Raw genomic sequence first — 21,756 nt, forward strand, 5'->3', positions numbered from 1 at the left:
GGCGTCAGGAGCCTGTGAGGAAGCCGGTCAGCGCGGCCTTCGCCGTGTCGAGCGCGAGCAGCACGATCTCGGCGGCATCCTCGGGCAGTTCCGCGAACAGGTTGGTCGACGGCCCACGGTCGAGCGCGTCCGGATCGCCGGCGGCACACCACCGCTCGACGTCGTCCGGAGTCAGTCCCGCCGTCGACGCCAGCGCGCGGAACGGCGCGGCCAGCGCCGTGCGCACCACATGGGTCCCGGGACCCCCGGCGCCGTCCGAGAGGGCGGCCCGGGCACGGAGCAGTGCGAGACCGCCGCCGGGCACGGTGCCGGACCGCAACGCGGCCTGCGCCGTGTGCGCGGCCCGTTCGGCTGACTCGGTGCGGGCGGCGATCGCCGCTTCCGTTTCCGCGCCGACGGTCAGGTACACGGCGCGGGAGGTCAACCAGGCGACCTGTTCCTCCAACGCCGATCGTTCGTCGTCAGAGTCCGCCAGCTCCAACAGCGCGCCGGCGGAGGCGATCCACCGGTCCAGCATGCGCGGATCGTGATCGCCGCCCACCAGTACCGTCTCCGACGCGGAGACGACCGCCAGGCCGACGCGGCCCAGGACGTCGAACCAGGCGGTGCCCGGGAGCACACCGGAGCTCTCCGTCAGCGCCGTGGCGCCGGTCAGCAGGGCCAAGGACCGCAGCCGCTGGTGCCCTTGCCACCCGGCGGGGACACGTACCACCGTCGGCACCGGTCCGTCCGCCGGATCGCACAGGGCCCGCAGCAGGCCGCCCCGTGGATCGCAGTCGTCCGCGGTGGTGAGGACCAGGAGGGGGCTGCCCTCCGCGCCGAGACGGCCGCGCAGTCTGCGGAAGGCCTCGCCGTCGCCCGTCACCGAGTCGAGCAGCAGCACGTAAGGCTCCACGAGCCGGATCCGGCGGGTCCAGGCGTCGGTTCCGGGGGCGTCGGCGGCGTACGGGAAGGCGTGCCCGGCGGGCACGCGAAGGCCTTGGCATACGGTCGGCCCCTCGATGGCCCGGGTCGCGCCGCGTTCGCAGATCAGGACGCCGTACGGGCCCGCGAGCAGTGCCGCGGCCGAGACCGCTTCGGCCACCTCCGGGTCGGCCGTCGCACCGCGGGCGACCGCGTCCGGACGGGAACACGGAGCCGCCAGATCGGCCAGGGCGGCGCGAGCGAGGTCCAGCGCCTCGCCGGATTCCCGGAGCAGCTCTCGGGATCCGCTACCCCCGGAGCGCTGGTCGGCCGCCTCCCCGATCAGGGCTGCGGCGAGGACCGCCGCGGTCAGGGCTCCGTCCCCGGATGCCGCGTCCATCGCGCGGGCGGCCTCGACGACCGGGTCGATGCCGGGGACCGCTCGGGGGTCGGCGGTCCGGAAGCATTCGGCCACCTGCCGGGCGTTGGTCACCCTGAAGGGCTGACCGTCCGGGCCCAGCACCGTGGCACCAGGGGGACGGGAGCCGAGCAGGGCGCTCATGGCCGCTCCGATGGCCCGTGCGCCGTCGCCCGGCGTCTCGGCGTCCCCGCTCCGCCGCGTCACCCCCGAACCCTCCCGAGTCCGGGCGGGCGGGAGCGGGCGGGCAAGGGCGTCGCGCATCAGCTCGGTGTGGGGTCCCGCCAGGATTCGGGAGACGATGAGAGAGGTGGGGATGCCCTGGTTCATGCCGTCGCGATGGCCGTGGTGCATCGCCACCACAGAGCCGTCCTCGGTGACGAGGGGGCCGCCCGACGAGCCGTCCAAGGTGTTCGCGCCCCGGTAGCGGACACGGCTCTCGCCGGAGCGCAGGACCTTCTCGGTCTTGCTGTAGTCCAGCAGGAGCCGCAGGGGGTAGTGGAAGAGGCTCAGCGGCCCGCTGCCGAAGGCGTAGTCCTCCTCGAACGGCTTGTAGTAACCCCTGGGACGCAGGAGGCCGTTCGGCTCCACCAGAGCGGGCGGGTGGCCGGCGAGGCGGACGAGGGCGAAGTCCAGGCCGTCCTCGGCGGTCTGCATGCCGCGAGGCACCGGGTCGTCCGGGGAGGGTGGGCTGGAGTCGAGGAGCTCGGTGAGGGGAATCCGTACGGCGTCCTGCGCGGCGGCATGCCCCGGGTCGTGGTGGGAGGGGAACACGGCCACCATCCCGGCCACCGGTCCGACACCGGACGCGCCGAGTGCCAACCGGACGGCGTGACCTGCGGTGAGCAGCAGGGCCGGCCCGACCAGGAAACCGGTGGCCACCTGGCTGCCGCCGCGCTCCAGACGGGCGACCCGCGACTCGGCCTCGGCGACCCTCGCCCTGACGTCCTGGGTCGAGTGCATTCCGGCGCGGGCGCTGGTGACCGCCTGAAGCGCGGAACCCGGATCCGGAGCCTGCGTCGTCACGAGGCGCGCTGCCGGACGAGACGGGCTACGTCCGCGGCGGGTACGGCGTAGTTGCGTTTCCCCGCCAGGCCCTGGAAATGGAGGCCGAGCGCCCGGCCGGTGTCCAGGTCCACGACGACGGAACCGGAGTTGCCGCCGAGTGTCGTCGCGTCGTGATGGATCCACTGGTTGCCGTCGAAGGAGATGACCTGCCCCGGAGCGAGCCGCTTGCACTCGAAGATGTTGTTGAAGATGCGCTTGCGGTCCTCCGGGTCGTCGTGCTGCCCGATGTAGGGGTAGCCGATCACCCCCACCCAACGGCCCACGGTGAGACCCTCCTTGCCCTTCGCCAGCTCGATCGGCGGCGGCAGGGACTCACCGCTCTCACTGGTCGGGGCGAGCCTGAGCAACGCGGCATCACAGGGAGAGGAGTCTGGCTCGATCCATACCACCTCCGTCACCTTGAACCGTGATTCCTGCGTCCTGCCGTGCTCATGGCGCCAGTCGATGTAGGCGTGCACCTGGGCCAGGGGGTTCGCGCGGAACCTGAAGCCGCCGCGACCCCTCGTCGCGAAGTTCTGTGCCACGTGGCGGTTGGTGACGGCGAGACCTTCGGCCACCACCCACGCGGTTCCCACCCACTCCAGGTCGTGGTTGCGCAGATCGACCCGTCCCACGCTGGGAATGACGCCCTCAAGGAGTCGACGAGCGGCCTTCACCCTGGCGGCGACCACGAGGCTCTCGGCGTCGTTGTCGGGGGCGTCGGCCGCGGTGGCGAAGGTGTTGCGCCGCACCAGGTAGACGGGCCTGCCGAACTGCCTGACGATGGCCTCCAAGCCGCTCTCATCGCCCTGCCAGGTCCCCTCGGCCATCGCCTTGACGCCGTCGGCGGCCCGGTCGACGTCCAGCAGGCCTTCCAGGGCCCCGACGCTCTCCAGACCCCCCGACGCCGCGACCGCGTTCCTGATCTCCTCGAAGCGGTCGAGGAACTCCTCCCTCACCTCGCCGTCGGCGAAGATCTGCGTGTACTCCATGCCTGCCCCCGTCGATGCGGTGCTGCTGGGACCGACACGCTACCGGCCGGCAGGCAGGGCAATCAGCGGCATGTGAGATTCGGCTTGGTGCCACCCTCACCCGGCAGCGCGCTCCACCGGGATCCACAGCTCGGCGTCCGCCGACGCGCCGTCCGGTGACAGGCCTACCCGCAGGATCTCCGGTCCGGGCCTGCTCAGGTACGGGTTCGACGGGAACCACTGCGTGAACACGTCCCGCCACAGGAACTGGAGCGTCTGCGGGAACGGCCCCGAGCTCTCGAAGACGGCCCAGCTCCCCGCCGGGACGGTGAGGACATCCAGGTCCGGCGGGACCTCGGCCCCCGTCACCGCAGCGTGGTAGTAGTCGAGTTCGGTACCCTCCGCCCGGCTCGGGTCGAGCTGGTCGCTCACCGCGACGATCCCTGCGGGCTCCTGGTCGGACAGTGCCTGTACGCGCCGCAGCGTCTCCGGGCCGATGCTCCGGATGAAAGCCGCGATGGCCGGGTTGGGCCCCTCATGCACGAGGGGGACACGGGCCTTTTTCCCGGCCACCCGGAACTCCTCTTTGTCCGTGATGCGGTACCGCATGCTGCTGCTCCCTTCGACGACGAGTCGGAAGGACATCCGGGGCTGGGAGCTGAGCACGGCGCCGCTCCGCCGCGCCTCACCCGGCCCGACGCCGTGCACGACGCGGAACGCGCGGGCGAAGGCCTCGCCCGATCCGTAGCCATAGCGGGTCGCGATGTCCAGCAGGGTCCGCTCACCGGCCAGGACTTCGGCGCCCGCGACGGTCAGCCGCCTGCGCCGGACGTACTCCGACAGCGGCAGCCCCGCCAGCGCCGAGAACAGCCGACGCAGGTGGTACTCGGACGTCATCGCGATGCGCGCGAGGTCGGCCACGTCCAGCGGCTGATCGAGGTGCGCCTCGATGTGCTCCATGGCCTGGTTCAGACCCTCCAGCATCCCCGATCTCCTTCCCTTACGAGCGCCACGCTACGGAGGGTCCAGGGTGCCGTACCCGACATCCGGTGCCCGGTTCGGTCGGGTCCCTGGGCGGGGGCCGGCTCGGCGCGCTCAGCCTGGTACGCAATGCCGCCGCGGTCCTGTGGACGCCCCGCACACCTGCACGCCGCCGTCTCCCACCCTCGTGTCGAGCGACTGGGACGGACCGCGCGTTGCCGCCTGGAGGAACACCCTGCGGGAAGGACCGCGGAAGCCGGCCCCTACCGCCGGGCAGGCGGGCCGTGCGGTGCCCGGCCCCGGTCCCCGCTGTCCTCCCCGCGGGCGCTACCGGGGCGACGCGGCCTCGGCGCCGTCGCCCGCTGCCCGGCGCCGGACCTGGTCCTCCTGGGCGAGACGCCGCAGCAGCTCGAACACCGGCGCGCAGATCGCGAAGACGATGACCGCCCGCTCGGCCAGCGCCACCGGGTCGTCGACGCCGGCGGCACGCTCCAGGTCCAGCCGGGCCACCGACTCGGCCAGCCTCGCGTACGCGGCGAGCTCGCCCGGGGCGTAGCGCGCGTCCAGCCTCCGCAGTTCCTTCAGCGCCGACGTCAGCCCCTGCACGTGCGGTGACGTGCCCGGCGCCTGCCAGTTCAGGGCCGCGAGCAGCTCCGCCACCTCGGCCCCGGCGGTCGCGTCGGCCTCGGCTTCCTCCTCGTCGCCCGCGGCGCTCTGGGCCGCCATCGGCACCGGGAGGGCGTAGCTGACCGCTCCCAGGGCGCCCTCCGAGCTGTCGGCCTGGTCGATGGCCGCCAGCACGTTGCGGGTGGCGGCGATGGACAGCCCGCCGAGCGCGGTCAGCGCCTTGATCAGCCGCAGCCGCTGCACGTGCTCGTCCCCGTACTCGGCAAGGGTCGCGGCGGTCGCCCGTCCTGCGGGGAGCAGCTCCTGCCGCAGGAAGTACTTGATGCTGGCGACCGGCACGCCGGTCCGCCGGCTGAGCTCCGAGATCTTCATACGGCTTCCCTGCTGGTCTCGCGTCCGACTCGCATCAGGCATCGGCGATTGGACACCTCAACAAGATACTGCCACTATCCAGTACTGGATACCTCAAGTATCCAGTACTGGACAACCCAGCCGCCCCGGAGAATCGATGCCTCAACCCACGCCCCCCTCCGTGCTCCGCCGACCCCGGTTGTGGATCGCAACGGGCCTCATCGCCGCAGTGGTGTCGATCCTGTTCGCCCTGCTCTATGTCGGGGGCAACGTCAACCCCAAGGGCAACCTGCGCGACCTGCCCGTGGCCCTGGTCAACGCCGACAGCGGCGCCGACGCGGGCGGCCGCCACGTCAACCTGGGCGAGCAGATCGTTTCGGGCATCCAGAAGGCGGCCAAGGGCGACAAGAGCATCGACTGGCAGCTCGTCAGCCGCGAGGAGGCCGACAAGCGCCTCGGCCGCGGCAAGGTCTTCGGTGCCCTCGTCATACCCAAGGACTTCTCCGCCACGGTGACCGGGCTCACCGCCCCGCAGCCCGCGGCGCAGGGCAAGGCCACCCCGCCGACCCTGACCGTGCTGACCAACCAGGCAGCCGGCAGCATCGGCTCTTCCATGTCCTCCCAGGCCGCCCAGAAGGCCGCCCACGCCGCCTCCGCCCAGCTCGGGCAGGAACTCCTCAAGCAGGCCGGCGCCCAGAAGACCCCGCTGCCGACGGCCGCCCAGCTCAAGCTGGCCGACCCGGTCACCGTGAACGTCGCCGACGGTCACCCCCTCGGCTCCCGCAGTGCCATGGGCCTGAGCGCCTTCTACTACGCGCTGGTCCTGGTCGTCTGCGGCATGCTCGGCGCCAACGTGGTCAACTCCCAGGTCGACACCGCGCTCGGCTACCTGCACACCGACTACGGCCCCATCCGCAAGCGCGAGCCCGTCCAGCACACCAGCCGCGTCCGCACCCTGGCCATCGGCATGGCGCTCATGCTCGGCCTGTCCCTGGTCATGGGCACCCTGGTCGAGGTCGCCACGGTCGGCATCCTCGACATGGACGCCTCCCACCTCGGCCTGCTGTGGCTCTACTCGGTCGCCACCATCGCCGTCGTCGGCATCGGCAGCCTGGCCCTCTTCGCCGCCTTCGGCACCCCCGGCATGCTGCTGGCCACGATCGTCTTCGTCGCCATGGCCGTCCCCTCCTCCGGAGCCACCGTTCCCGTGCAGGCACTGCCCGGGTTCTTCCGCGCCCTCGCCGAGTTCGAGCCGCTGCGCCAGCTCACCGAGGGGCTGCGCTCCCTGCTCTACTACGGCGCCCAGGCCGACGCGGGCCTGGCCCGGGCATGGGCCTCGATGGGCGTCGCCTTCGTCGCCGCGCTGGTCTTCGGCTTCGCCGTCACCCGCGTCTACGACCGCAGGGGACTGCACCGCATTCCCCACCCTGACGCCGGAACCGGGGCCCCGGCCCTCGCCGAGACCTCCGAGGCGGCAGAGCCCACCACGGCCTGACCCGGCCGACCGGCCTACGGCAGTGAGCCCCCTGTGGGGACCCGATCGGGTCCCCACAGGGGGCTGGCTGTTGCTATGGGGACAAAAGAGTCCAGCAGGCCGCGGAGATGCGGGTCCTGATCGACAGACTGGAGAACTGGCCGTGACCGGCGTCGAATTCCTCACCTCCTTCATCACGACCGGGCGCCTGCACGGCATCGGCATCGGCTCCACCCTCGCCGAGGTCGACCGGGCCCTGCCGCACCGCTGCGTGGATGTCGTCGGCGGGGGCGGCGTCTCGCTGCGCCGCGACTACGGGTTCGTCGAGTTCTACTTCAACCCGGGGGAGGAGTGGGTGATGTCCGGCGGCTCGATCGAGCTGCACCGTCTCGCGAACGCCCCCGAACTGGCGGCCCGGTGGGCCGCGGGCACGGGCGTCGAGTTCGACCCGTACACCGCGTGGGTCGAGGTACGGGAGGCTCTCTCCAAGACCCCTCAGGTCCCGGAGTTCACCGTCAGCGACCAGGGCGGCTTCCTGGAGTACCGGGCGGAGAAGTCCTGCGTCTCCGTAATCGTCGTGGACGAAGAGGAGGAAAGGGACTACCAGGTGGGGCACGGGGACGTGTGGAGCGTCAGCCTCTGGGCCTCCGTACGAGCGAGCTGACCCAGAAGCGGTACAGCGGCCGGCGGCTGGTGTCAGTGGCGTTTGGCAGGATCACGGTATGAGTGATCTTGTGGCGGCAGACCTGTTCGATCCCGGCAACGGCTGGAGTACTCGTACGCGCGAGCGGTTCACCGCGCTGACGCCCGAGTTGGGCGAGCTGGTCGCGCACCTGGGGGCGTCCGACGGGTTCTGGACCTGGCGGTACAAGGTCGACACCGCCTGGAAGCGCCGGGCGCAGGCGCTGCTCGAGGCGGGCGGCGCCGACGAGCTGGTGCGGTACGCGGTGCGGGAGCTGGCTCGGGGCGGCTCGTTCCACGACGTCGACGACCCCGAGCGGGCGATCCGTGAACTCGGGACGAGGCCTGTGTCCCGGGCACGCAGTCTCGCGATCGGCTTCCTCCTCGCCGCCGGCTGGCTCCGCCGGGACGCGGACGGGCTCAGCGCCGACCTCGCAGCCGTTGCCCGCAAGAACGCTCAGGCCATGCCCACGTACCACCGTGTGGACGACAACATCGCGGGCGCCGCCTTCAACGCGCTCGGTGATCTGCCCGGCCCGGACGTGATGGAGGAACTGTGGGCCCTGCACTACGACGTCACCCGAGCCGTGCACTCGCGGACGGCGCTGGTGAAGGCCGTGAAGAAGGCCGCGGCGCGGCGTGATGTCCCCGCGCACGAACAGGCCGAGCGCACCGTGCCGCGGCACGGGCTGGAGCGGGACGGGACGCTGACCGTCGGCTGGATCGGGAGCGGGGTGCTGTGGTGGAACGCCTCGGTGGACGCGGTTATCACCCTGCACGCCACCGGGCAGGTCACCGTCGACTGGTCCGACGGGAAACACCTCACCCGCACGGTGGCCCCGTTCCGTTCCCCGACCGGGTACAAGACGCCGATGCGGGCCGACAGCGTGGACCTGGTCCGGCGCTACGCACAGGACATCGGCAAGGCCGTCGCGGAGGAGCGACGGCGGCTGGGCGCGCTGGCCGGCGAGGCGCGGACCTGGCTGTGGGCGGATTGGGTGCGGTTCTACCGAGACCATGCGGTCACGGGTGTGGTGACGCGCGAGGTGGCTTGGGAGTACCGGATACCGGGCGACCCCGGCTACCGGATGCTTGATCCGGGCGGCGCCGTGCCGGCAGGCAGCATGCCGGCCGGGACGGAGGTGCGGCTGCGAGCTGGTGTCGACGCCGCGCCCGGCTCTGGCGAGGGGTGACGCGCCTGCTCGTACCCCAGGCGACGACGGCTGGGTTTGGCCGCCACGGGAACGCGACGCCGGTTCGGGACAAGGGGATCAGCCACGCCTCTGGCACGGTGTGCAACGCTGGCGTTCAGGCCCAGGGCGGCGCATGCTGGAAGTAGTGCTCCCACCCGCATGGACGCTGGAGAGCGACAGCCTTCGCGGCTCTCGCGCCCGTCCCCAACAGTCGGCGTGGTTGATGCCGAAGCGAGTAGTCCACTACTCCACCGCTCAACAAGTGGGCACAACACGGAAGGAGGGACGCTGTGGCCGTGCTCAAGCTTTCACTCTTTTCGAACAATCTTCCTGACTTCTTCATCATCGATCACGGCGGGCTTGCCGACATCGCCAAGATCGAAACCGAAGAGGACCGTCGTAACGCCACGTTCCAGTGGACCGGCCCCAGCCTGAACTTTGGCGAAAGGGGAATGCTGGTACGGGCAGTTGCCCCGCCGGGGTTCTGTCTGCTCATCGCGACGTTCGACAACTTCCGGATACACAGCAAATTCTTCACCGGCATCACGGATCCCCAGGTCAAGGCCCAGGTGATCGAAGAGTCGACCTACGTCCTAGAACAGGCGGAAATCGACCCGAACCAGGCCTCGTTCCGCTCCGTGAAGTTTCCGGATCGACTCATCCGGCACAGGAACTTCGAACTCTTCGCCGAGCCGGTGGTGACCCCCGACGAGCTTCAGTCCGCATGCTTCAGGATTGACCAGCCGCTCCACCCGGCCGATTTCTAGCAGATGTCCGGTGTCCCGTCCGGCCCGGGGCCCGGGGCGCGATCGCGATCGCGCCCCGGGCCGGCGCGCGGGAAACGCGCCGCGCCTCAAGACCGTTACGGGCGGGTCGCCACCTCGTTGTAGGCCTTCCAGATCAGCGGCGGGAAGGCGCTGCCCCGCTCGGAATCGGGGCCGCCCACACCCTGCATGGGCAGCAGTGGCGGGACGTCGGGCTTCGTACGGAACATCGCGACCGAGGTGCTCAGTTCCTGCGTCACGCCGATGTACCAGGCCGAGTTCATACGGTCGTTCGGCCCGGTCTTGCCTGCCCGGTACGGAGAGTAGGTCGTCTGGCCCTTCGGTGGTCCAACGGCGCCCCAGCTCACCTGGCTCAGCGCCGCGCCGACGGTCGATGCCGCCTCCGCGCTCATTGCCCGCCGCGGTTTGGCCGGGCCGAAGCCACTTACCGCGACGCCGTTCCGTTCGAGCTTGGCCACCGAGTACGGTTCGGTGGCCCGGCCCTCGTTGACGAAGGCCGTATAGGCGCTGGCCAGCCGGACGGCGCTGGGGGTGGAGGTGCCGATGGAGAACGTCGGCTCCAGCTTGGCCATGCTCTCCTCGCGCAGTCCCGACGCGACCGCGAGATCCTTGACCTTCTTCAGCCCGATCTTCTTGCCGGTTTCCACGAAGGGCGTGTGGTCGGAATTCACCAGAGCCGACTGGAGGTCCATGGGCGCCATCGGGGGCTTTGTCGCCTTGGGCTTCCGGGGGTCGGGGTCAGAGTCCTCGGCGAAGCGTTCCTTGCCTTCGAGCTCCTCCTCCAGAGCGGCGGCGTAGACGAAGGGTTTGAACGCCGAGGCCGCAGGCACGCCGGAGGTGTCCGCGTTGTTGGCGAAGTGCTCGATCGCGTCTGAGCCGCCGTAGACCGCGACGATCGCTCCGTCCTTGGGGCGTATCGAGGCAGCGCCGACTTCAACGTATTGGTCCTCCGTGCGCTTTTCCGGGTCGAGCCGCTCCGCGCGTACCTTCTCGACGGCCTTGGACAGCGCGAGCACCTTGTCCTTCTCGAAGGTGGTGTGGACGCTGTAGCCCCCACCGGCCAGATCCTTGTCCGTGATCCCGCTGCGGCTCTTGAGGTACTTGTTGGCGATGTCGACGAGGTAGCCGGTCTGCCCGGCCTGGCTGGTCGGCTTGACGGGAGGCTTCGGCTCGGGGAACTTCGTGTACTTCGCGCGTTCCTCGGCGCTCATCGAGCCCGTGTCGACCTGGCGGTCGAGAATCCAGCTCCAGCGGTCCTCCGCGCGTTGGTGGTTGTCGGCGCTGAGGGACGGGTCGAAGCTCTCCGCGCCTTTGAGCACGGCCGCCAGCAGGGCGCCCTGACTGGGGTTCAGCTCCTTGGCGGGGATGCCGTAGTACGCGTACGAGGCCGCCTGGACGCCGTACGCGTCACGGCCGAACCACGAGGTGTTGAGGTAGCCCTCAAGAATCTCCGTCTTGGGCTGCTGCCTGCTGACCTTCAGGGAGAGGAAGAGTTCCTTGATCTTGCGCTCGACGGTCTGGTCCTGGCTCAGGTAGGTGTTCTTCACGTACTGCTGAGTGATCGTCGAGCCGCCCTGGGTCTCCTTGCCCTTGACGATGTTCACGGCGGCGCGGCCGATGCCCGTCACCGAGACGCCCGAGTCGCTGTAGAAGTCGGCGTTCTCCGCCGCGACGACCGCTCGCTGGACGGAGTCGGGCACCTGGGAGAGCGCCACGTCCTGCCGGTTCACATCGCCGACGCTCACCATCCGGCTGCCGTCCGCCCAGTAGTAGACGGTCGCCTGCCGGCTCGCGGAGTCGTGCGGATTCGGGATCTCAACCCGCATGTAGACGGCGGTGAAGAGGCCGGCGAGGGAGCCGGCGAAGAGCAGGAACAGGCCGGAGATCAGCTTCCAGGAGGGCGTCCAGCGCCGCCAGCCCCGCCGGCCGCGCCGGGGAAAGTCGATGAGGCGGCGACGCGCCTTCCTGTCGACTCTCCTGCCGGCTCTCTTGCGGCTCATTGCTCGGCCTGTAGCGCGCCGTCTGCGCTCGCCTCCTTCCCGTTGCTCCGGGCCACAGGTGTCGTCCGTATTGCCGGTGCGGTCCGCACGGCGTTTGCGGGGCAGCCTCATAGAGGATGCGGACCTCCTCGATCGAGAGCCGTCACTTCGGGGGTGGTGACGGACTCAGCCGAGAGGATGATCAGACTGCGGACGTGGTTGTTTCATTCATGAAATCTTCATACACGGCGCGGGACTTGGACCGTTTCCTCTGCGCGTGGTGAGGTGGCCGAGTCGCTGAGGGGCTCGCCGACGGTTCGATGTCGACACCAACCCCAACATCGACGCCGCCACGCGATACCACGCGCGGTGGGATCCGCGTGGCACGCCGCGGGCCAGCCCCGGCTTTTGCTGACTGACTGGGGAGGTGTGGGGCACCACATTGGCGGTGGATTCCCCACGATGGCGTGCTGCTTTCGGGTGGGTGCGCGTGGCTTCCTTGACCGGTCAGGCCGTCGCCCGCAGAGTCGGGACGCGGCGCCGTAACAGCGCCGCCGCACCTGTTCACCCACCCAGACGACAGACGGCCTCGACCTCCAGGAGTGACTGCGCTGATGCTCCTCGACCTGGTCGTGATCGGTACGGCCATCACCCTGGGGCCCCTGCACAACAGTGCCTTCATCCTGCTTCTCTCCGCGCCACGCGGCGTACGCAAGGGACTGGCCTTCCTCCTGTCGTGGCTCGCCAACCTGGTCGCGGTGATCGCTTGCGTACTCCTGCTGACCGGCGGCGAGTCCCCGGCCCGCCACACGGCGCCGTCGACCGGCGTGGCGTGTGTGAAGCTCGCCCTTGGCGCGGGGCTGGTGCTCTACGGTGCGCACCGGCGTCGGCGGCCGCCGCGCCCGCACGGCCCCCCGCGCTGGGCCGCCCGCGTGGACGACGCCTCCTTGGTCACGGCCGCCGGGCTCGCTTGGCTGCTACAGCCTTGGGCGCTCGTCGGTGCCGGCGCCGCGACGGTCGTCGCCGCGAACCTCTCCTCACTCGCCGACTGGCTCTCGCTGGCCGGCTACTGCCTACTGGCCACGCTCAGCCTCATCGTCATGGAGATGTACGGCGTTTGGGCACCGGCGGCCGCAGGCGCCAAATTGAACGCCCTGCGGACCTGGCTCGGGCAGCATCAGGAGCAGCTGATCATCACCTTGTCGCTCCTCGTCGGCCTGTGGCTGATGGCGCGGAGCATCTACGAGCTGGTCGCCTGACGGCGGACGGGCGACCCGTGTGCGGGGGTGCGCGGGGCAAAAGAGCCAGGAGGCGGGCGGCCGGTCGCGGTCCGGCTGCCCGCCCTCGGGTCAGCGCTGGCGGGGGAGCGGGGGTCGTTCGGCGTCCTGTTCGGCGGAGCGGTCGAATGCTCCGGGGCGGGAGAGGTCGTCAAGGAGCTCGTCGATGAGCTCCTGCGTGACGTGCGGCATCACGTAGACGTGGCTGTAGTCGTGCCGGCGGCCACCGAGGTTGAGCGGTACGCAGGCGAGCGAGTACTTCCGCGCGATCTCGGCACGGGGCTGCTGGAACCAGACGCTGAGCGCGTGCTCGCCGTGGCCGACCTCGATGCCGTCCTCGGCCCAGGGCTCGCCGCGTTCCCGCAACCGCACGCTGAGGTTCCTGAGGCGTTCCGCCGTGTACTCGGCGATCCGCAGGACCTCGGCGGCCTGCCGTACCTGCTGCTCCTCACTGAACTGCGCGAGATGGTTCCACATGGCCAGGGAGGCGAATCCGCTGCGGGAGCCGGCGAACGTGCTGTCCGGGGAGGAGACCACCGCGGGGTCGGACGGCGGCCGCAGCTTGGATCCCGCACGGGACATGTAGATCCCGGTGGGGACGGGCGCACCGGGGTACTTGTGGCCGCTGGTGACGATCGAGGACACCTCGGGGATCCGGAAGTCGAACACCGGGGGCGCGCTGTCGATGAGCCCGTTGTCGCGGGCCTTCTCCAGGTACGGGGCGTAGGCGCCGCCGAGGGCTCCGTCGACGTGGATCCAGTAGCCGTTGCGGACGCTGACCCGCTCCGGGTCGTCGGGGTCGAAGCGCACGGCGCGGTCGACGAGGCCGTGCTTCTCGAAGACCGGTCGCAGTCGCTCGCAGGCGGTCTGGACGTCGTCGTAGGCGCCCTTGAAGACGCTGCCGACGTTGAAGTTCACCAGGACCGGGTGGCCCTTGGCGGCGAAGAAGTCCACCAGGGCGACCAGGGCGTTGACGTCGACCGTGCCGGGCCCCTCGTCGCCGCCGTTGGTCGGAACTCCGCCGAGCGGCCAGCCGTTGTAGGTCTGCGTGCCGGTACCGGCCACGTCGATGGGGCACTCGCCCGGGTAGAGGCTTCCGCCCAGGTCGTAGAAGGTCGGGATGTCCAGCACCCGCATCGCCTTGATGTGCGAGTAGTGCGTCTCCTGCGAGAAGAACGCCACCGGGGAGTAGGCGTTGGGGTTGTCGTCGGGGTGCTTGGCCCGCAGGTAGCTGGTCCGGCAGCTGGCCTCGCCGGAGACCTCGTCACGCACCAGGGCATTGCCGTCGAGGTAGTCACGCGCGTTCCACATCGCGTACAGGTTGCCCTCGGTGCTGCCCATGGACAGCACGTACCCCCACCCGTCCTCGTTCGCGGGGTCAGCCGGGTCGTGGGGCAGGGGGGCGTGCCACAGGCGGGCGTAGTGCTCCAGGACGGCGCGCTCCAGCCACCGCGAGTGCAGGCTGTAGTTGCTGTCGACGAACGGGTCCCCGATGTTGTTGATGTGGTAGCCGAGGAAACGCCCGAGGGCGGCGTGACCGTCGAGCGACAGGTTGACCTGGTACCCGAGCAGGCGCCCGCTCCGCTCGCCGAGGTACCCCTCCAGCTTGGCGAGGACCGCGATCCGCTGCTCGTCGCTGTAGGCGCCGGTACCCAACCGGTAGTCGTCGTTGGCCGGCAGTGCCGCCAGAGGCGTATCGGAGTGTTCGGTAATCATTTCATGTCCTATTCTGAACAATCTTGCCGAACTGGCGTTCAGGTCCTGAATCGCCACCAGACGGCAACGGATTCGGCAGACGCGCGTACCCTCAGGGGATCAGCGCGGTTGCGAGAATTTGTCTGCCTGTACGACATTCCATGCGCGCGGATAGCCGGAGCAGCCCGCCGGCGCCCGACTGCCCTGCTCAGGGCCTCGCGGCACACAGGATATGCGTGACGTGGCGCCTCTATTGCCCGCCTGTCTACGTTTATCGCGCTCTAGTCATTCCAGGTGGCAAGGGGTTTGCTTTGCATTTCCCGGGAGTGCCTTCAGGAGATACGTTTCGGTGGCTCTCGGGATGGCGGCTTCGTGTCATGAGGAGTGCGCTGATGCCCGACTTTGATCTCTTCCGGCCGAGCCGTTCGTCCGGGACCTGTTCGACCGCGCCGCCCGCCGCGGCGGAGGCACCGATCCACGGCATCGACGTAGCCGCCGCTCCGCGTCAGAGTTCCCCGTCCAGCGTCGCGAGTCCGTCCAGCCAGCGTGCCCGGCGTTCCGCATCGGTCTGGTCCCACCACGGGGCGCCGCGTTCGCCGAGGGCGACCTTCGCCGTGTGCACACGGCGCCGGGCTTCGCGTTCTCCCTCCTCGTCGTGCGCCCGCAAGGCAGCACCGACGGCGCGCCGGGCCGCCATCAGGTGCGTGCGCAGGCGCGCGGCGGCATCGGCGGGAAGGTCCGGGTCGGTGGCCCGCCAGCGCCTGCCGTCGATGACGACGTAGTGTCCGTCCGAGGTGTGTTCCGGCGGAGAGTCTCGTGACATCACGCGATCCCGTCATCGTAGGAGTGCTCGCAGGCGGCGAAGAGCCGGGTGGAGCCATGTCGTCGCTGAGATCCTGTCGGCCCGCGCGGCGATCGGCCAGGAGGCGTGCGGCGAGTCCGCAGAGCGCGCCCTGGCGCGCGAGCCGCCCGGGGCCGCACGCCGCGCCACGCGTACGCGTACGCGACGGCCCGCACGGCCGCCGACGTCGCTCGTCCCGGTGTTCCCCCCGGTGCGCTGGGCCGCCTCGGAACGACGCATTACCTTCCCGGGTCCCCCTGCCCCGTACGGCGAGTACAAACGTGCGGGGCCTGCTGCGACATGGTCGGGGGCGGGCGGGGCAGATGCGGGGCATCTGATGGTTCGATCCACAGGCGGCGACATGCGAAGCGTAGGCGTGGAGGAAGAGCTGCTGCTCGTGGACGCGCGAAGCGGTGCCCCGCTGGCCGTCTCGGGGGCGGTCCTGGCGGCTGCGGACCGTTCGGCCTGGCAGCGCCCGGGTGCGATCGGCCTGCCGGACCACGAGTTCGAGAAGGAACTCCAGAAGGAGCAGTTGGAGTTCGCCACCAAACCGGTCACGGAGATGGGTGAGCTCCAGCAGGAGATCGTCCGCATCCGCGGCGGGGCGGCCCGTCACGCGGCGAGCGCGGGCGCCGTGGTGGCCGCGGTGGCGACGTCGCCGCTGCCGGTGCAGCCGTCGCTGAACGTGAGCCCGCGCTACCGCTGGATGGGGGAGCAGTTCGGGCTGACGGCGCAGGAGCAGCTGACGTGCGGCTGTCACGTTCACGTGTCGGTCGCCTCCGACGAGGAGGGCGTCGCGGTTCTTGACCGCATCAGGCCCTGGCTGGCCGTGCTGATGGCGCTGAGCGCGAACTCGCCCTTTTGGCAGGGCGAGGACAGTGGGTACGGAAGCTACCGGAGCCGGGTGTGGAACCGGTGGCCCTCCGCCGGTCCGGTCGAGGTCTTCGGCTCCGCCGACCGCTACCACGAGCAGGTCCGCACCATGATCGACACCGGGGTGCTGCGCGACGAGGGGATGATCTACTTCGACGCCCGGCTGTCGGCCACCTATCCCACGGTGGAGGTCCGGGTGGCCGACGTCTGCCTCGACGCCGCCACGCCCGTCCTGCTCGCCGCTCTCAGCCGCGGCCTGGTCGAGACCGCGGCACGCGCCTGGCAGGACGGGCAGCCCCCGGCCAGGATCGGCACGAGTCTGCTGCGACTGGCCTCCTGGCGCGCGGGCCGCTCGGGCCTGGACGGACCTCTGCTGCACCCCGGGACCATGCGGGAGACATCCGCCGAGCAGGCGGTCGAAGCCCTGTACCAGCACGTGCGTGAGGCGCTGAACGACCACGGCGACGACGAGCGGGTCCGGGAGGCCATCGCCCACCTGCACGAGCGAGGCAACGGCGCGCGCATCCAGCGCGGCTTGCACGCCGAGGGGCAGACCCTGGCGGCCATCGTCACCAGGTGCGCGGAGATGACGGTCGGGCCTTGAGGCGGCGGGCCAGGAAGGCCGGCCGCTCGGGGGCGCTCGTCCCGCGCCGCACGGTCACCGGGGTTCGCCCGGCACGGCAGGTCACGGCGACGGCCCCGCACCTCTCAGAGCCCTGCTCGGCAGCAGGGCGGGCCGCACCGAGCGGGTGGTGCCGCACCGGCGCACAGACGAGCCGCCGCCTAGAGTTAAGGTCGGGAAGCGCTGCGCCCGGGCTTTCCCCCTCACGGCACAGCCCTTCAGGGGCCGAGATATCGCAGGAGCCGCACATGGGCGCCCAGCCCCGCCGAGGCCGACCGGACGACGCACACGCGGACGCCCTCTTCGGCTTCGAGGACATCGACACGGGGCAAGGAGCGCACGTCCCGGCGGACGCCGGCCCGCTGTTCCGCGACTCCCCGGCCGCCCGTCGGCTGCTTTCCGTACGGGAGATCCGTGCCGAGCCCGCCGCTGCGGCCTCCCCGCGCGGCAGGCAGGTCCTTGCCCGCTTCCCGGACGCCGAGATCGTCCCCGTGGACTCGCACTGGGGGATCCCGGACCTGCACGGCAACGCGGGGAACGTCGACCGATGGGTGCGCATCAAGAGCGAGGTCCTGGTCCTGGGCGAGAAGAAGACGCTCACCACCCGTCCCAACGGGCGCTCCGCGGACTGGATCGCGCCCGGCCCCGCGAACGGCTGCGCGATGGCTTGCGCCTACTGCTATGTACCGCGCCGCAAGGGGTACGCCAACCCGATCACCGTCTTCACCAACATCGAGCGCATCATCGCCCACATCTCACGGCACGTCGCTCGCCTCGGCTCCAAGACCGTGGCCAACCAGTGCGACCCGACCGCGTGGGTGTACGACGTCGGAGAGAACAGCGACTGCTCCGTCGATGCGCTGATCAGCGACAACGTCGCCGACATCGTCCGGGCCTTCGCCCGGTGGCCTTCCGCCAAGGCCTCGTTCGCCACCAAGTTCGTCAACCCGGACCTCCTCCTACTGGACCCGCGCGGACGGACCCGTGTGCGCTTCTCCGTGATGCCGCAGGAGGACTCCAAGCTGCTCGACATCCGCACCAGCCCCGTGGAGAGCCGGATCGCCGCCGCCGGGGACTTCCTGGAAGCGGGCTACGAGGTCCACTTCAACCTCTCGCCCGTCGTACTGCGCCCGGGCTGGGAATCGGACTGGGCCCTCCTCCTGCGGCAGATGGACGATGTCCTGCCGACTGCGGTGAAGGACCAGGCTGCCGCGGAGGTGATCATGCTGACGCACAACGAGGACCTGCACGAACTCAACCTCGGCTGGCATCCGCGCGCGGAGGAAGCCCTCTGGCGCCCCGCCCTCCAGGAGCCCAAGCGCTCCGAGAACGGCAGCTGGAACGTCCGTTACCGGAGCGGGGTGAAGTCCGGGGCCGTCGAGACGATGCGCACGCTCGTGGCCCGCCACGCACCGTGGCTGCGTATCCGGTACGCCTTCTGATGCCCGCCACTGGTCGTGCCGGGCTTGCTGGTCAGCCCGGCGCAGTGCCCTGCTGCCCTGCCGGGGCTCGATGCTTCGAGCCAGGTTCGACGGGCCTGCCCTGCGGAGGTACGGATGCGGAGCCCACTGCTCGGGCAGGTGCCGGGCGCCGCATTCCCGTGCGCCGGGTTGCGCGTCGCCACAGGTGAGGCAGGAAGGCGTAGAAGCGGTCGGGAAGGAACACGGCGTCCGCGACGATCATTGCGCCGGAGAAGAGTGGCAGTCCCAGAAGTACCGCGATGCCGATGTGCATGCCCAGCAGCACGGTCAGTACGGGGTACTTGAGCCTGCCGAAGAGTACGAAGGGGAAGGCGACCTGCAAGAGCACCGTCAGGTAGCCGGCGATCGCGATCACCATCGGGTACTCGTCCACGAGGTGGGAGAGCGCGGGCCAGGGCTGGAACAGTTCGAGGTTCAGCGCGTAGTGGAGAGCGGTGCCGCCGCCCCAGGTCGGGCCCTGGATCTTGTACAGGCCGGCCGATCCGTAGAGGAAGCAGACCTGTGCCGCGATGACGAGGATGCCGCAGTTGTGCACCACCGTGGTCAAGGTGATGCGGGCGTCCTGGAGTTGCTGTGCGTAGAAGCTCCGCACCGGAACCGGCGCGTTGTCCGCGCGAGCCGTTCTGAGCCGCTCTCGGCGTGCGTCCAGGGACCAGCGCCGACCGCACGCGGTGAGGACGAGGTAGAGGGTCATCAGCAGGATCAGGTTGTCGCCCCCGTCCGTCATGAAGATCGATCTGGCATGGAACGAGGTCACCACGACGGCGAAGAGGACCGACATGGCGCGGGTCCGCCAGCCCAGCATGAACAGCGCGGACGTGAGGAGGGCCATCACGTAGCAGAGTTCGAAGTAGGCGCGGCTGTCGGACAGGAGCAGGATGCTGTTCCAGCCCGTCTGGTCGAAGAGCTGCTGCGCCAGCGCCGGGGTCCAGGGGGAGCCGGGGCCCCAGATCTCGTCACGGTGCGGGAACTCGCGCACGAGAAAGACCAGATAGAGCAGCCCGTAGCCGATGCGCAGAACCGACGCGGCGTACAGGGAGACCGGGCGGTCGGTCAGAAGCGACCAAAGGGTGCCGATCAGGTCGTGGAGCCACCGGTGGGCCATGTCGGCGATCGAAGCCTCCTGGACCACGGGTCGGTGAGGCGTGGCTGCCGTGGACGGGGGCTGGGGGAGCTGCTCATTTGCCATGGGAGGTCACCTTCCACCAGGGCAGGAGCCGGTCCTCGGTGGGTGCCGGCTGGCGGGTCCCGGCCGCTGTGCCGGGCGCAGCGACGGGCAGCGTGATGACCCGGAGCTGAATGAACTCGAAAGCGCGGCCCTTGTTGTGAGCGGCGATGCGGTCCGCGGCGATGTTCCGCAGGTACGTCTGCAACATCACGGCCCGTTCCGATCGTGCCGTGTCGCTTCCTCCGTGTGTCTCGACGTAGGAGGTCCAGGCACGGCGCAGGAGGTTCTGGGACGTATGGCTCGGGAATACATTGTGGTCGACCGCGGAATGGTCCACGGCAGCCAGGTCGAACCAGGGGGTCACCTGCACCGATCCCTTGGGGTCGGTGTGTGCGGTTCTGGCCAGGATGTTCCGGTTGAAGGAGTCGGGGTCCGGGGCGAAGAGCCGCCAGTTCTGTTCGAAGAGCGGGTACACCCATCCGTTGACCTGTGAGCTGTACCGCTTCGACACAGGATTGGCGGGGGCCACATGAAGGAACACCAGGACGACGTGGACCAGGGCCGTCACCAGACAGAGGGCTACAGCGATGTACAGCCCTGCCTTCAGCGTACGGACACCCATGGGCGGCTTACCCGGTCTGACCACGTCATCGGGGCACTCCCGGGGGGCCGGACCGGAATCGGACGCCTGAAATTCCTTCACGTCCGCAGATTCAATTCCGCTCGACACTTCCCACCCGGTCTTTCTCATGTCTGCTGTTCGCCTGGGGTCTCCGCGACCCGCACCCGCGGCGCGCGGCGGATCCGATGAGGATTCCGCCGCGCGCCGTCATCCGATGAACGGGCTTCGTGCCGCCTGCTGCCTAGCCCTCGTGGCCTTCGTGATCTTCGTGGCTTTCGTGACCCTCGTGGCCCGCGGGCTTGTTGCCGTAGCCGAAGTGGTCGCCGGGCTTCCCGTCGTGGCCGTGGTCGTGGTCCGGCTTACCGGGTCCCTCGTCGTGCCCGTGGTCCGGCCCGCCGTGCTCCAGCCCGTGGTGCTCCTGGCCTCCGTGGTCCGGGCCGCCATTGTCCGGGCCGCCGGGGTAACCACCGTGACCGCCGGTGACGTTGCCCCCGGTGATGGTCCCGCCGGTCGTGTTACCACCGGTCGTGTTGCCACCGGTGCTGTTCCCGGCCGTGTTGCCCGAGGTGTTACCGGAGGTGTTTCCGGCGATGTTGCCCGAGGTGCCGCCGGACACGAGGCCAACGACCGGTCCGCCCAGGAGGCCACCACCGATCAGACCCACGGTCGTGCCGGTCGTCGTGCCGGTCGTCGTGCCGGCGGTCGGAGTTCCGGTGGTGCCCGTGGTCGTGCCGGTCGTCGTGCCCGTGGTGGTGCCCGTGGTCGTGCCGGTGGTCGTGCCGGCCGTCGTTCCGCCGGTGGCGCACCCGCCGAGGAAGATCCTGTTGGTGTCGAGCGACACTGCACCGTTGCGGGCCAACGCCCGACCCTCGATGTTCGTCCCCGTGGTGACGCTGATCGAGGTCAGAGCCATGATGGTGCCCACGAAGGTGGAGGTGGTGCCGAGGGTGGCCGAACTCCCGATCTGCCAGTACACGTTGCACGCCGAAGCGCCGTTCGTGAGGAGCACCCGGCTGTTGGACGCCGTCGTCAGGGCTTCAGGGATCTGGAACACCCAGACGGCGTTGGGGTCTCCTCCGGCGTCCAGGATCAGGTCGCCGGTGAGTCCGACACCGGCGACAGCGGTGTGGACGCCCGGAAGCAGTGTCTGGCCGGCGCCGATTCCCGCCGGAAGCGCGAAGTCCGTGGCCTGGCCAGCAGCGTTGTTGTACGCCTGGACCAGGTCGGACTTGGCCTGAAGCGCCACGGCGTCCGCGGCGTGCACGGCGCCGAGCACCAAGCCGGGCGGGAATCCGGAGATGGCCGGGTTCGGGTGCGTCCCGAGGTCGTGACCGATCACGGAGGGTCCGGTGTTGGTCACCCCCTGACCTGCCAGAACGGAATAGCTGGCGGCTGTGGCCAGCGGCACGGGTGTCGCGATGGCCAGTGCCGGGGTGGGCAATCCGGCGACCATCACAGCGACAACCGTTCCGGCGACGGCCGTGGCCAGCCAGCCGGAGAGGGTGCGACGCTGAGCCGCTTGGAACTTCAGCTTCATCAAGAGGCCATTTCCTGTGGATGCGGTGGCCTCCCGGGTCCTGCCGTTCGCCCGGAAAGCCTTGGTGTGTCGCCGCCGCATATTACGCAGGAATTTTCACGCGGCAATCATGAATAAGGCGCGGAGGGGGATTAATACAAACACATTCCGTGGTCGAATTTACGATTAAGGTATCGAACTCGCATTGTCGATCATCCCGACATTCCTCCGAATGGGTAGAGCTCGATTAA

Annotated in this window: 17 protein-coding genes; 7 read left to right on the forward strand and 10 right to left on the reverse strand. The window is 69.9% G+C overall.

What is annotated here, in order from left to right; translation table 11 throughout:
- Nucleotides 1–4: 4 nt before the first annotated feature.
- The 4 genes from IE248_RS35320 to IE248_RS35335 all read right to left on the reverse strand — a co-directional run bounded on the left by IE248_RS35320 (nucleotide 5) and on the right by IE248_RS35335 (nucleotide 5,319).
- Complete coding sequence (locus IE248_RS35320) at nucleotides 5–2,347, reverse strand: trypsin-like peptidase domain-containing protein (RefSeq protein ID WP_190032902.1); 2,343 nt, start codon at nucleotides 2,345–2,347, stop codon at nucleotides 5–7.
- Complete coding sequence (locus tag IE248_RS35325) at nucleotides 2,344–3,360, reverse strand: trypsin-like serine peptidase (protein ID WP_190032903.1); 1,017 nt, start codon at nucleotides 3,358–3,360, stop codon at nucleotides 2,344–2,346. Before IE248_RS35325 ends, IE248_RS35320 begins: the two co-directional genes overlap by 4 nt.
- A gap of 96 nt (nucleotides 3,361–3,456) precedes the next feature.
- Nucleotides 3,457–4,323 (reverse strand): AraC family transcriptional regulator, encoded by an 867-nt coding sequence (locus tag IE248_RS35330; protein WP_008735288.1) that lies wholly within the window; start codon nucleotides 4,321–4,323, stop codon nucleotides 3,457–3,459.
- A 324-nt stretch (nucleotides 4,324–4,647) separates the two neighbouring features.
- Nucleotides 4,648–5,319: a MerR family transcriptional regulator gene (locus IE248_RS35335; RefSeq protein ID WP_190032904.1), complete on the reverse strand. Its 672-nt coding sequence runs from the start codon at nucleotides 5,317–5,319 to the stop codon at nucleotides 4,648–4,650.
- 136 nt (nucleotides 5,320–5,455) lie between these two features.
- Between IE248_RS35335 and IE248_RS35340 the strand changes: the two genes are divergently transcribed.
- The 4 genes from IE248_RS35340 (at nucleotide 5,456) to IE248_RS35355 (ending at nucleotide 9,413) form a co-directional block, all read left to right on the forward strand.
- Nucleotides 5,456–6,793, forward strand: a complete 1,338-nt coding sequence (locus IE248_RS35340) for a YhgE/Pip family protein (RefSeq protein ID WP_190032905.1) — start codon at nucleotides 5,456–5,458, stop codon at nucleotides 6,791–6,793.
- 142 nt (nucleotides 6,794–6,935) lie between these two features.
- Nucleotides 6,936–7,436, forward strand: a complete 501-nt coding sequence (locus IE248_RS35345; protein ID WP_190032906.1) for a hypothetical protein — start codon at nucleotides 6,936–6,938, stop codon at nucleotides 7,434–7,436.
- 58 nt (nucleotides 7,437–7,494) lie between these two features.
- Nucleotides 7,495–8,646, forward strand: coding sequence for a DUF4132 domain-containing protein (locus IE248_RS35350; RefSeq protein WP_190032907.1), 1,152 nt, complete (start codon nucleotides 7,495–7,497; stop codon nucleotides 8,644–8,646).
- Between the two features lie 290 nt (nucleotides 8,647–8,936).
- Nucleotides 8,937–9,413 carry an AbfB domain-containing protein gene (locus tag IE248_RS35355; protein ID WP_190032908.1) on the forward strand — a complete coding sequence of 159 codons (477 nt, stop codon included), beginning with the start codon at nucleotides 8,937–8,939 and terminating at the stop codon, nucleotides 9,411–9,413.
- A gap of 95 nt (nucleotides 9,414–9,508) precedes the next feature.
- Here the strand turns inward: IE248_RS35355 and IE248_RS35360 are convergent, their stop codons facing one another.
- Entirely contained in the window at nucleotides 9,509–11,431 is a 1,923-nt protein-coding gene (locus tag IE248_RS35360) for a transglycosylase domain-containing protein (protein ID WP_229895760.1), read from the reverse strand.
- A 593-nt stretch (nucleotides 11,432–12,024) separates the two neighbouring features.
- Between IE248_RS35360 and IE248_RS35365 the strand changes: the two genes are divergently transcribed.
- The gene (locus tag IE248_RS35365) at nucleotides 12,025–12,669 is read left to right on the forward strand and encodes a GAP family protein (protein WP_190032910.1); all 645 of its coding nucleotides are present in this window, start codon (nucleotides 12,025–12,027) and stop codon (nucleotides 12,667–12,669) included.
- Nucleotides 12,670–12,759: 90 nt separating this feature from the next.
- Here the strand turns inward: IE248_RS35365 and IE248_RS35370 are convergent, their stop codons facing one another.
- Together IE248_RS35370 and IE248_RS35375 are read right to left on the reverse strand one after the other, a co-directional pair.
- Entirely contained in the window at nucleotides 12,760–14,403 is a 1,644-nt protein-coding gene (locus IE248_RS35370; protein ID WP_229895761.1) for a PLP-dependent aminotransferase family protein, read from the reverse strand.
- A 484-nt stretch (nucleotides 14,404–14,887) separates the two neighbouring features.
- Nucleotides 14,888–15,205: a hypothetical protein gene (locus tag IE248_RS35375; protein WP_190032911.1), complete on the reverse strand. Its 318-nt coding sequence runs from the start codon at nucleotides 15,203–15,205 to the stop codon at nucleotides 14,888–14,890.
- A 379-nt stretch (nucleotides 15,206–15,584) separates the two neighbouring features.
- Here IE248_RS35375 and IE248_RS35380 point away from each other — a divergent pair, with 379 nt between their 5' ends.
- Together IE248_RS35380 and IE248_RS35385 are read left to right on the forward strand one after the other, a co-directional pair.
- Entirely contained in the window at nucleotides 15,585–16,700 is a 1,116-nt protein-coding gene (locus IE248_RS35380) for a glutamate--cysteine ligase (RefSeq protein ID WP_190032912.1), read from the forward strand.
- Nucleotides 16,701–16,966: 266 nt separating this feature from the next.
- Nucleotides 16,967–18,160, forward strand: coding sequence for a spore photoproduct lyase family protein (locus IE248_RS35385; RefSeq protein ID WP_190032913.1), 1,194 nt, complete (start codon nucleotides 16,967–16,969; stop codon nucleotides 18,158–18,160).
- Nucleotides 18,161–18,191: 31 nt separating this feature from the next.
- Here the strand turns inward: IE248_RS35385 and IE248_RS35390 are convergent, their stop codons facing one another.
- From IE248_RS35390 to IE248_RS35400, 3 genes are all read right to left on the reverse strand, one after another.
- Nucleotides 18,192–19,388 carry an HTTM domain-containing protein gene (locus IE248_RS35390; protein WP_190032914.1) on the reverse strand — a complete coding sequence of 399 codons (1,197 nt, stop codon included), beginning with the start codon at nucleotides 19,386–19,388 and terminating at the stop codon, nucleotides 18,192–18,194.
- The gene (locus IE248_RS35395; RefSeq protein ID WP_190032915.1) at nucleotides 19,378–20,118 is read right to left on the reverse strand and encodes a DUF5819 family protein; all 741 of its coding nucleotides are present in this window, start codon (nucleotides 20,116–20,118) and stop codon (nucleotides 19,378–19,380) included. Before IE248_RS35395 ends, IE248_RS35390 begins: the two co-directional genes overlap by 11 nt.
- A gap of 112 nt (nucleotides 20,119–20,230) precedes the next feature.
- Nucleotides 20,231–21,526, reverse strand: coding sequence for an ice-binding family protein (locus IE248_RS35400; protein WP_190032916.1), 1,296 nt, complete (start codon nucleotides 21,524–21,526; stop codon nucleotides 20,231–20,233).
- Nucleotides 21,527–21,756 lie beyond the last annotated feature (230 nt).

Origin of the sequence: Streptomyces goshikiensis (genome assembly GCF_014650555.1) — a bacterium.
GTDB classification, from domain to species: Bacteria; Actinomycetota; Actinomycetes; order Streptomycetales; family Streptomycetaceae; genus Streptomyces; species Streptomyces goshikiensis.

What these genes read in the sequence shown, in the direction of transcription:
- IE248_RS35390 (WP_190032914.1), bottom strand. Translation starts at nt 19,388, where the DNA reads ATGGCAAATGAGCAGCTCCCCCAGCCCCCGTCCACGGCAGCCACGCCT.
- IE248_RS35335 (WP_190032904.1), bottom strand. Translation starts at nt 5,319, where the DNA reads ATGAAGATCTCGGAGCTCAGCCGGCGGACCGGCGTGCCGGTCGCCAGC.
- IE248_RS35380 (WP_190032912.1), top strand. Translation starts at nt 15,585, where the DNA reads ATGCGAAGCGTAGGCGTGGAGGAAGAGCTGCTGCTCGTGGACGCGCGA.
- IE248_RS35330 (WP_008735288.1), bottom strand. Translation starts at nt 4,323, where the DNA reads ATGCTGGAGGGTCTGAACCAGGCCATGGAGCACATCGAGGCGCACCTC.
- IE248_RS35365 (WP_190032910.1), top strand. Translation starts at nt 12,025, where the DNA reads ATGCTCCTCGACCTGGTCGTGATCGGTACGGCCATCACCCTGGGGCCC.
- IE248_RS35350 (WP_190032907.1), top strand. Translation starts at nt 7,495, where the DNA reads ATGAGTGATCTTGTGGCGGCAGACCTGTTCGATCCCGGCAACGGCTGG.
- IE248_RS35385 (WP_190032913.1), top strand. Translation starts at nt 16,967, where the DNA reads ATGGGCGCCCAGCCCCGCCGAGGCCGACCGGACGACGCACACGCGGAC.
- IE248_RS35340 (WP_190032905.1), top strand. Translation starts at nt 5,456, where the DNA reads ATGCCTCAACCCACGCCCCCCTCCGTGCTCCGCCGACCCCGGTTGTGG.
- IE248_RS35325 (WP_190032903.1), bottom strand. Translation starts at nt 3,360, where the DNA reads ATGGAGTACACGCAGATCTTCGCCGACGGCGAGGTGAGGGAGGAGTTC.
- IE248_RS35395 (WP_190032915.1), bottom strand. Translation starts at nt 20,118, where the DNA reads ATGAGAAAGACCGGGTGGGAAGTGTCGAGCGGAATTGAATCTGCGGAC.
- IE248_RS35400 (WP_190032916.1), bottom strand. Translation starts at nt 21,526, where the DNA reads ATGAAGCTGAAGTTCCAAGCGGCTCAGCGTCGCACCCTCTCCGGCTGG.
- IE248_RS35375 (WP_190032911.1), bottom strand. Translation starts at nt 15,205, where the DNA reads ATGTCACGAGACTCTCCGCCGGAACACACCTCGGACGGACACTACGTC.
- IE248_RS35370 (WP_229895761.1), bottom strand. Translation starts at nt 14,403, where the DNA reads ATGATTACCGAACACTCCGATACGCCTCTGGCGGCACTGCCGGCCAAC.
- IE248_RS35360 (WP_229895760.1), bottom strand. Translation starts at nt 11,431, where the DNA reads ATGAGCCGCAAGAGAGCCGGCAGGAGAGTCGACAGGAAGGCGCGTCGC.